Origin of the sequence: Myxococcus guangdongensis (genome assembly GCF_024198255.1) — a bacterium.
Taxonomy (GTDB): domain Bacteria; phylum Myxococcota; class Myxococcia; order Myxococcales; family Myxococcaceae; genus Myxococcus; species Myxococcus guangdongensis.
This window is the reverse complement of record NZ_JAJVKW010000040.1, coordinates 1-5,734: the sequence shown is the minus strand read 5'-3', so window position 1 is coordinate 5,734 and position 5,734 is coordinate 1. Positions and strand designations below refer to the sequence as shown.

General features: G+C 55.5%; 2 tRNA genes and 3 rRNA genes. All 5 read left to right on the top strand.

Annotated features, from left to right (window positions below):
• The first annotated feature begins 200 nt into the window (after nt 1–200).
• Nucleotides 201–1,738 (top strand): 16S ribosomal RNA (locus LXT21_RS44560).
• A 219-nt stretch (nt 1,739–1,957) separates the two neighbouring features.
• A tRNA-Ile gene (locus tag LXT21_RS44555) sits at nt 1,958–2,034 on the top strand.
• 70 nt (nt 2,035–2,104) lie between these two features.
• Nucleotides 2,105–2,177: transfer RNA gene (locus LXT21_RS44550), tRNA-Ala, on the top strand.
• Between the two features lie 258 nt (nt 2,178–2,435).
• A 23S ribosomal RNA gene (locus LXT21_RS44545) occupies nt 2,436–5,399 on the top strand.
• Between the two features lie 164 nt (nt 5,400–5,563).
• A 5S ribosomal RNA gene (rrf, locus tag LXT21_RS44540) occupies nt 5,564–5,680 on the top strand.
• Together the 16S, 23S and 5S rRNA genes with 2 tRNA genes alongside form the textbook arrangement of a ribosomal RNA operon.
• Nucleotides 5,681–5,734 lie beyond the last annotated feature (54 nt).

Sequence of the window (5,734 nt, the reverse complement as noted above, 5' to 3'; positions counted from 1 at the left end):
GAAACAAGCGACTCGGTCTTTGAAAACCAAATAGCAAGCCCAAGAAGAAGAGAAGGATTGCGGAAACCGCAGTCAATCTTTGAGAAGGCCCCAGTCAGGGAGCGCTGAGAAGCGCAGACCGGCAGGGCCTGCAGTGAATCAGCGAGAGCCAAGGTTCCTTAGCCGGACACTTGGCGGACGCCGGTTCAACCTTCAAATTAAAATTGGAGAGTTTGATCCTGGCTCAGAACGAACGCTGGCGGCGTGCCTAACACATGCAAGTCGAGCGCGAATAGGGGCAACCCTTAGTAGAGCGGCGCACGGGTGCGTAACACGTGGATAATCTGCCTGGATGCTCGGGATAACCAGTCGAAAGATTGGCTAATACCGGATAAGCCCACGGTTTCTTCGGAGACTGAGGGAAAAGGTGGCCTCTGTATACAAGCTATCACAACCAGATGAGTCCGCGGCCCATCAGCTAGTTGGCGGGGTAATGGCCCACCAAGGCAACGACGGGTAGCTGGTCTGAGAGGACGATCAGCCACACTGGAACTGAGACACGGTCCAGACTCCTACGGGAGGCAGCAGTGGGGAATTTTGCGCAATGGGCGAAAGCCTGACGCAGCAACGCCGCGTGTGTGATGAAGGTCTTTGGATTGTAAAGCACTTTCGACCGGGAAGAAAACCCGTTGGCTAACATCCAACGGCTTGACGGTACCGGGAGAAGAAGCACCGGCTAACTCTGTGCCAGCAGCCGCGGTAATACAGAGGGTGCAAGCGTTGTTCGGAATTATTGGGCGTAAAGCGCGTGTAGGCGGCGTGACAAGTCGGGTGTGAAAGCCCTCAGCTCAACTGAGGAAGTGCGCCCGAAACTGTCGTGCTTGAGTGCCGGAGAGGGTGGCGGAATTCCCCAAGTAGAGGTGAAATTCGTAGATATGGGGAGGAACACCGGTGGCGAAGGCGGCCACCTGGACGGTAACTGACGCTGAGACGCGAAAGCGTGGGGAGCAAACAGGATTAGATACCCTGGTAGTCCACGCCGTAAACGATGAGAACTAGGTGTCGTGGGAGTTGACCCCCGCGGTGCCGTAGCTAACGCATTAAGTTCTCCGCCTGGGAAGTACGGTCGCAAGACTAAAACTCAAAGGAATTGACGGGGGCCCGCACAAGCGGTGGAGCATGTGGTTTAATTCGACGCAACGCGCAGAACCTTACCTGGTCTTGACATCCTCGGAATCTCTCAGAGATGAGGGAGTGCCCGCAAGGGAACCGAGAGACAGGTGCTGCATGGCTGTCGTCAGCTCGTGTCGTGAGATGTTGGGTTAAGTCCCGCAACGAGCGCAACCCTCGCCTTTAGTTGCCACGCAAGTGGATCTCTAGAGGGACTGCCGGTGTTAAACCGGAGGAAGGTGGGGATGACGTCAAGTCCTCATGGCCTTTATGACCAGGGCTACACACGTGCTACAATGGCCGGTACAGAGCGTTGCCAACCCGCGAGGGGGAGCTAATCGCATAAAACCGGTCTCAGTTCAGATTGGAGTCTGCAACTCGACTCCATGAAGGCGGAATCGCTAGTAATCGCAGATCAGCACGCTGCGGTGAATACGTTCCCGGGCCTTGTACACACCGCCCGTCACACCATGGGAGTCGATTGCTCCAGAAGTCATCTCACCAAGAGATGCCCAAGGAGTGGTCGGTAACTGGGGTGAAGTCGTAACAAGGTAGCCGTAGGGGAACCTGCGGCTGGATCACCTCCTTTCTAAGGAGACCGGGCATCAGGCAGACACTTCGGTGTCAGCAGGTGATGCCAGCGGCTTTCGAGCCGCGTCAGGTCGACCAGGTCAACGTTTCCGAGTCCAATCCGACTCGACTTCTTCGGGCTTGCTGTTTGGTTTTGAAGGACTGAGTGCGCGGCGACGCGGCACCAGCTCTTTGAGAATGAAGGACGCTGTAGGAAGAATCGACGCGGTAGCTCCCTGGGCCTATAGCTCAGCTGGCTAGAGCGCGCGCCTGATAAGCGCGAGGTCGGTGGTTCAAGTCCACCTAGGCCCACCACTTCCTCGAGACGTTGAGTCGAGAGGGGTAAGTGGTGACGCACCCAGCATGGTAGGATGGCCTGGTTTAAGGGGCTGTAGCTCAGTTGGGAGAGCGCCAGCTTTGCAAGCTGGATGTCGTCGGTTCGATTCCGATCAGCTCCACTACGATTTTCCCTGCAGTCTTGGGAAGCGTTCTTTGACAAGTGCATACGAAGGGTAAGTTGCAATTTCTGCTGAGTAACAAGTTCTCGCAGAAAGCACTGCCGAAACCGCCGCCGTGAGGCGAGGTGAGAGGTGGTGTTTCTACAAGCGAATTAGAAGTGAATTCTTCCGGGCCTGCTGCGAAGAGCAGGGGTCTGGGCCTTGGTTTCGAGTTTCGACAATCCGCCGGGAGGCGGGCGTTAGACAAGAGATTAGGGCAAGTAAGCTACTAAGGGCGTGCGGTGGATGCCTAGGTGCCAAGAGGCGATGAAGGACGCGGGTGGCTGCGAAAAGCTTCGGGGAGCTGTCAACCAAGCGTTGATCCGGAGATGTCCGAATGGGGAAACCCAGCACTGCGAATAGCGGTGTTACCTCCTACTGAATACATAGGTAGGAAGGAGCTAACCAGGGGAAGTGAAACATCTCAGTACCCTGAGGAAGAGAAAACAATGAGTGATTCCCAAAGTAGTGGCGAGCGAAATGGGAGAAGCCCAAACCGAAGTCACGAAAGTGGCGTCGGGGTAGCGGGTCCACGGTAGGACTTTGACTGGCTAGCGGAAGCCTCTGGAAAGAGGCACCAAAGAGCGTGATAGTCGCGTACGCGAAAGCTGGTTGGAGCTGAGTGGGTTACCCAAGTAAGGCGGGACACGTGCAATCCTGCCTGAATCAGCCGGGACCATCCGGTAAGGCTAAATACTCCTTGGCGACCGATAGTGAACAAGTACCGCGAGGGAAAGGTGAAAAGAACCCCGGCAAGGGGAGTCAAAAGAACCTGAAACCGCATGTCTACAAGCAGTTCGAGCTCTACGGCGCAAGCCAGAGCGAGAGCGTACCTTTTGCATCATGATTCGGCGACTTAATATACGTAGCGAGGCTAAGCCGATAGGTGGAGCCGGAGCGAAAGCGAGTCCTAAAAGGGCGAATTAGTTGCGTGTATTATAACCCGAAGCGGGGTGATCTACACATGGCCAGGTTGAAGTGCGGGTAACACCGCATGGAGGACCGAACTCATGAAAGTTGAAAATTTCTGAGATGAGCTGTGTGTAGGGGTGAAAGGCCAATCAAACTCCGTGATAGCTGGTTCTCCCCGAAAGATATTTAGGTATCGGCTCGGGCAATTCAATACTGGAGGTAGAGCACTGGAACGGCTAGGGGTCTCACCAGATTACCAAACCGTACCAAACTCCGAATGCCAGTAATTGTTAGCCCGGGACGCAGTCAGTGGGTGATAACGTCCATTGGCAAGAGGGGAATAACCCAGACCGACAGCTAAGGCCCCCAAATCTAGTCTAAGTGAACACTAGAAAGGATGTGGCAGGTCATTGACAACCAGGAGGTTGGCTTAGAAGCAGCCATCCTTTAAAGAAAGCGTAATAGCTCACTGGTCAAGACAGGCCGCGCCGAAAATGTAACGGGGCTCAAGACTAGTGCCGAAGCTTCGGGTCATACGTAAAGCGTATGGCGGTAGGGGAGCGTCCCAGCTGCAGCGAAGGCCGACCGAAAGGGCGACTGGAGCGGCTGGGAGTGCTGATGCCGAAATGAGTAGCGATAAAGGGGGTGAGAAACCCCCTCGCCGTAAACCCAAGGTTTCCTGGGTCAAGTTAATCTTCCCAGGGTTAGCCGGAACCTAAGTCGAGGCCGAAAGGCGTAGATGATGGAAAGCGGGTTAATATTCCCGCGCCATCTTGCAAGCGTTGAACTAAGGGAGGACGGAGAAAGCTAGACGAGCTGACCGGCGGTTGTGTCAGTCTAAAGGCGTAGGGGTGTCGCGTACGAATAAAGGCGCGGCAGCTATCCTCGAGACCTTATGGCGCCCCGTAAGGGGTAAGTCGTCGATGCTCTGCTTCCAAGAAAAGTCCCGTAGGGAGCTTGCAGGGTGTCCGTACCGTAAACCGACACAGGTGGGTGAGGAGAAAATCCTAAGGCGCTTGAGAGAACTCTCCTCCAAGGAACTAGGCAAATTTCCACCGTAACTTCGGAAGAAGGTGGGCCTCTGGTAGGTGAAGGCGTACAGCCGGAGCCGAGAGAGGTTGCAGAGAAATGGCGGTAGCGACTGTTTACCAAAAACACAGGACTCTGCGAAGGCGACAAGCCGACGTATAGGGTCTGACTCCTGCCCGGTGCTGGAAGGTTAAGGGGATTCGTCAGCCGCAAGGCGAAGCGATGATCCGAAGCCCCAGTAAACGGCGGCCGTAACTATAACGGTCCTAAGGTAGCGAAATTCCTTGTCGGGTAAGTTCCGACCTGCACGAATGGAGTAACGACTTCCGCGCTGTCTCGGAGAGGGACTCAGCGAAATTGAAATAGCTGTGCCGATGCAGTTTACCCGCAGCAAGACGGAAAGACCCCGTGAACCTTTACTATAACTTGACAGTGACACTAGGGATTGACTGTGTAGGATAGGTGGGAGCCTTTGAAGCCGGGCCGCTAGGTTCGGTGGAGGCAACGGTGAAATACCACCCTGTTGATTTCTGGTGTCTAACCATGTCCCGTTAGCCGGGATTGGGACACTGTCTGGTGGGTAGTTTGACTGGGGCGGTCGCCTCCCAAAGAGTAACGGAGGCGCGCGATGGTTCCCTCAGCCCGATTGGAAACCGGGCGGCGAGTGCAATGGCATAAGGGAGCTTGACTGCGAGACGGACACGTCGAGCAGGTGCGAAAGCAGGTCATAGTGATCCGGTGGTCCTGAATGGAAGGGCCATCGCTCAACGGATAAAAGGTACTCCGGGGATAACAGGCTTATCTCCCCCAAGAGTTCACATCGACGGGGAGGTTTGGCACCTCGATGTCGGCTCATCGCATCCTGGGGCTGGAGCAGGTCCCAAGGGTTTGGCTGTTCGCCAATTAAAGCGGTACGCGAGCTGGGTTCAAAACGTCGTGAGACAGTTTGGTCCCTATCTGCTGTGGGCGTAGGATACTTGAGAGGCTCTGACCTTAGTACGAGAGGACCGGGTTGGAGGCACCGCTGGTGTACCAGTTGTCTCGCCAGAGGCATCGCTGGGTAGCCATGTGCCGATTGGATAACCGCTGAAAGCATCTAAGCGGGAAACCGACCTCAAGACCAGGTATCCCGGGCGCAAGCCCCTGAAGACCCGTCGAAGACTACGACGTTGATAGGCTGGGTGTGTAAGCGCGGTAACGCGTTGAGCTAACCAGTACTAATTGGTCGAGAGGCTTACTTCCCCCTATCTCTTGCGCGCCCCCTCGAGGGGAGTAAGGGACTCGGGGCCAAGGCCGAGGCTTGAATGTCAATGCACATTCACCCGGAAGAAGCTTCTAAAAGCACAGCGAGGCTTGATACTCGCAGAATGCTGCAACTTACCCTTCGTATGCACTGTCTCTCGTTTTCCGGTGGCAATGTCGGAGGGGTCACACCCGTTCCCATCCCGAACACGGAAGTTAAGCCCTCCAGAGCCGATGGTACTCCGCGGGAAACCGCGTGGGAGAGTAGGTCGCTGCCGGATTCTTTTTGAGAAGCCCTCGTCGCCTCGTGCGACGGGGGCTTTTCTTTTTTCCGC